General features: G+C 69.8%; 4 protein-coding genes. All 4 read right to left on the bottom strand.

All coding sequences use genetic code 11. From position 1 onward, the window contains the following. Positions 1-847, bottom strand: an 847-nt coding sequence (locus RZ1_RS29260) for a sulfite exporter TauE/SafE family protein (RefSeq protein ID WP_072816433.1), incomplete at its 3' end; no start/stop codon positions are given. A gap of 3 nt (positions 848-850) precedes the next feature. Continuing rightward, positions 851-1,450, bottom strand: coding sequence for a rhodanese-like domain-containing protein (locus tag RZ1_RS29255; RefSeq protein WP_072816431.1), 600 nt, complete (start codon positions 1,448-1,450; stop codon positions 851-853). 117 nt (positions 1,451-1,567) lie between these two features. Continuing rightward, on the bottom strand, positions 1,568-1,852 hold the full coding sequence (locus tag RZ1_RS29250; protein WP_072816429.1) for a metal-sensitive transcriptional regulator: 285 nt from the start codon (positions 1,850-1,852) through the stop codon (positions 1,568-1,570). Between the two features lie 60 nt (positions 1,853-1,912). Next, positions 1,913-2,227, bottom strand: coding sequence for a rhodanese-like domain-containing protein (locus RZ1_RS29245; RefSeq protein WP_072816427.1), 315 nt, complete (start codon positions 2,225-2,227; stop codon positions 1,913-1,915). Positions 2,228-2,270: the final 43 nt, after the last annotated feature.

Here is a 2,270-nt window from a genome sequence, read left to right as displayed (position 1 = left end):
GTCCGGTGCGCTGCAGGGGGCAGCGGTCGCTGCGGTTGCAGGCGTAGGTGGTGGCGGCGGCGGCGAGGGTGAGGGCGGCGGTGGTGATGCCGACGGCGGGGTGGATTTCCTGGGCGAGGATGACCGAGGACATGATCAGGACGAACCAGCCGAAGCTCTTGCGGAGGGTGTCCGGGTCGATCAGCGAGGTCAGGCGGCCGCCGATGAGGCTGCCGACGACGGCGGCGCCGGTGACCATCGCGGCCAGGCGCCAGTCGATGTGCACGGTGGACAGGTAGCCGCCGAGGCCGGCGAAGGATTTCATGGCGATGACGATCAGGGAGGTGCCGACGGCGATGGGCATGGGCAGGCCGCCGAGCAGGGCGAGGGCGGGGACGACGAGGAAGCCGCCGCCGGCGCCGACGAGGCCGGTGACCAGGCCGACGATGACGCCGTCGAGCAGGATTTTGCCGACCGGCATCGAATGGGTGTCGTCGCCGGCCGCGGCGGTGTTCTTGCGGCCGCGGAGCATGGCGATGGCGGTGGCGATCATCATGGCGGCGAAGGCGAGCAGCAGGACGGTGCCGGGGATGAAGCGTGAGAGCAGGCCGCCGGCGTAGGCGCCGGCCATGCCGGCGAGGCCGAACAGGATGCCGGTGCGCCATTGGACGCGGCCGGCGCGGGCGTGGGAGATCGCGCCGACCGCGCTGGTGACGCCGACGACGAGCAGGGAGGTGGCGATGGCTTCCTTGGCGTCCATGCCCGCGACGTAGGCGAGCAGGGGGACGGTGAGGATCGATCCTCCGCCGCCGAGCAGGCCGAGGGTGACTCCGACGAGGACGGCCAGGGCGACGGTCAGCGCGATCATGGGTCAGTTCCCTTCGGTGGGGGTGGTCTGGGAGTCGACCAGTCGGTTGACGATGGTCTGGGCGTCGCAGGAGGCGCCGCGGTTGTAGGGCAGTTTGGACAGCAGCATGCCCATGGCGCAGGTGTTGGTCAGGGCGGCGAAGGTCAGTCCGCCGCCGATGCCGGCGGCGAGCCATTTGAGTTTGGGGGCGGCGACGCTGGCGAGGATCGAGCTCAGGACGAGGGAGCCGGCGACGAGGCGGACCTGGCGTTCGAGGTCCCAGCGTTCGGTGCCGCGGTTGACGGTCAGGCCGTGGGCTTCCCAGCCGAGCATGCCGCCGTCGAGGATGTGGACGTTGAACAGGCCGGCGGTGCGCAGGGTTTCCTCGGCCTGGGTGGCGCGTTGTCCGGAGCGGCAGACCAGTACGACGTTCTCGTCGAGGTGGGTGAGGAATTCGTCGCGGTGTTCGCGCAGCAGGTCGAGGGGGACGTTGTAGGCGCCGGGGATGTGCACGGTCTCGAATTCGCCGGGGGTGCGGACGTCGACGATGCGGACGTTCTTGCCGGAGTCGACGAGGTCGTGCAGGGCGATCGGGTCGAGGGTGGCGGGGCTCGGCTCGGTCATGGGGGCCTTTCGGTTGGGGGGAGGGGGCGGTGCAGGTGGTGCCCCGGGGGGTATTGCGTCGCTATCGTACACATACCCCTAGGGGTATGTGTACGGGGTGTGGGGCAGCGGGCGGGGTCAGGCCAGGCTGAGGAACAGCTTTTCGAGTTGGTCCTCGGTGAGGCGGTCGGCGCAGGTGCCGTCCTGCTCGTCGAGGATGCAGCGCCGCAGCTGGTGGGAGACGAGCTTGAAGCCGGCGCGATGCAACGCGTGGGTCACCGCGGAGAGTTGGGTGACCACCTCGCGGCATTCGCGGCCGGATTCGACCATCGAGATCACCGCGGCGAGCTGTCCCTGCGCCCGACGCAGGCGGTGTAGCACTTCGGTGTCGGAGTTCACGTCGAAGGGGGTGGGCGTCGTCATGGTTCCTCGCAGGTTGGTGGCCCCGGGGTGGCCGGGGACGGATTCGGAATGAAGTGGAGGTCAGGCCGCGAGGCCTCGCTCCACCGGATGGCCGGCGCGCAGCCATGCACTGGTGCCCCCGGCGACGGAGACGGCCTCCCGGCCGGCGGCCTCGACAATCTGCGCCCCGTGCTTGCTGCGATTACCGGATGCGCAGATGACATAGACGATTTCGCCGGAGGGGATCTCTGCCACACGGGCGGGCAGCTCCCCGAGCGGGATCCATGTCGCGCGGGGCACGTGCGCCTCGGCGTACTCGTAGTCCTCGCGCACATCCAGAACCGCGGCGCCGGATTCCCAGGCGCGAGCAAGGGTGGCGGTGTCGACTTCCTTCATTGTGCAACTCCTCGATCGGGGTGACGGGATATCTGGAGAGCAG

Origin of the sequence: Rhodococcus zopfii NBRC 100606 = JCM 9919 (assembly GCF_001895025.1) — a bacterium.
Taxonomy (GTDB): Bacteria; Actinomycetota; Actinomycetes; order Mycobacteriales; family Mycobacteriaceae; genus Rhodococcus; species Rhodococcus zopfii.
Note: the sequence above shows the minus strand (reverse complement) of the source record. Positions and strands in the feature narration are given on the sequence as shown.